We start from the raw sequence: 1,002 nt of genomic DNA on the forward strand, positions 1-1,002 counted from the left end.
GGAGACCGGGGTTGTCCCCTCGGGGTCTTCCGGGTCATGAGCGCCAACCAGGCCGATTTCCCCATCGCCGCCATGGCGCGCAGCGGGCACCCATCGCGGCTTGCCGCGATGGGACCCGGCTCGGCGTATCGAAGGCCGGGTACTATGCCTGGGTCGACCGGCAGCCATCGGCGCGACGGTTGGCAGACACAGCCTTGCTGAAGCGGATCCGCACCGTCCATCTCGGCTCGCACGAGACCTATGGTACACCGCGCGTCCACGCCGATCTACGCGACCAGGGTGAACGGCATTCCCGCAAACGCATCGCCCGGCTGATGCGCGAAGCCGGTCTCGTCGGAACCAGCCATCGGCGCAGCGGGCCTGTCACGACGCGGCGAGATCGAGAGGCGCGACCGGCCCCCGACCTCGTCGACCGCAACTTCGTGGCCACCGCCCCGAACCGGCTCTGGGTGGCCGACATCACCTACGTGCCCACGGCCGCCGGCTTCCTCTATCTCGCGGTGGTGCTCGACGCCTTCAGCCGCCGGATCGTCGGGTTGGCCATGGCGACTCACCTACGCTCGGAACTCGTCCTGGACGCTCTGGAGATGGCCGTCACCCAGCGCAGGCCCCGCGATGTCATCCACCACTCCGATCAGGGCTCGCAATACACGTCGCTGGCCTTCGGCAATCGATGCCGGGAGGCTGGCGTACGCCCCTCGATGGGCTCGGTCGGCGATGCCTACGACAACGCCATGGCCGAAAGCCCTCACCCTGAGCTTGTCGAAGGGCTTCTCGACCCTCGAATGTGAGCTGCTCGCCCGCCGCCGCTTCCGCTCGCAGGCCGAGGCTCGGATGGCTTGCTTCAGCTATATCGAGGGCTTCTACAATCCGCGGCCCCGGCACTCGGCGCTCGGCTACCGCTCGCCCGTTGTCTACGAGAATGAAACCCGCTCGGACCCGTTGCCCGAGACCCTGCTTAGCCAAGCCCCCTGAACCGTCCACAGAAACCGGGCAATCCCA

The 1,002-nt window shown here is 67.7% G+C and carries 1 pseudogene; it reads left to right on the forward strand.

The window, feature by feature from the left end:
• Positions 1-975: pseudogene (locus FV228_RS30815) on the forward strand (IS3 family transposase); the annotation flags it as partial.
• Between the last annotated feature and the right edge of the window lie 27 nt (positions 976-1,002).

Origin of the sequence: Methylobacterium sp. WL18, from assembly GCF_008040015.1 — a bacterium.
In the GTDB taxonomy this organism is placed as follows: Bacteria; Pseudomonadota; Alphaproteobacteria; order Rhizobiales; family Beijerinckiaceae; genus Methylobacterium; species Methylobacterium mesophilicum.